Source organism: Mesorhizobium sp. WSM4976 (assembly GCF_029625685.1).
In the GTDB taxonomy this organism is placed as follows: Bacteria; Pseudomonadota; Alphaproteobacteria; order Rhizobiales; family Rhizobiaceae; genus Mesorhizobium.
Genome location: NZ_JARTVT010000144.1, coordinates 1 through 232, shown reverse-complemented (window position 1 = coordinate 232; position 232 = coordinate 1). Strand labels below are relative to the sequence as shown.

The 232-nt window shown below is 93.1% G+C and carries 1 protein-coding gene; it reads left to right on the top strand.

The window, feature by feature from the left end; translation table 11 throughout:
- On the top strand, positions 1-232 hold a 232-nt coding region (locus tag P9272_RS36180), incomplete at both ends, for a hypothetical protein (protein ID WP_278164994.1).

Genomic DNA, 232 nt, shown 5'->3' with positions numbered 1-232 from the left:
ATTGTGGGGGGGGGCGGGGGGGGGGGCGGGGGGCGGGGAGGGGGGGGGGGCCCCCGGCGCAGAGTGGCGGGGAGGGTGTGCGGGGGGGGTGGGGCCGGGGGGGGGGGGGGGGGGGGGGGGGGGGGGGGGGCCCCGCGGGGGGGGGCGGGGGGGGGGGGGGGGGGGGTGAGAGGGGGGGGGGGGGGGGGGCCCGCCGGGCGGGGGGGGGGGGGGGGTGGGGGCGGGGGGGGGG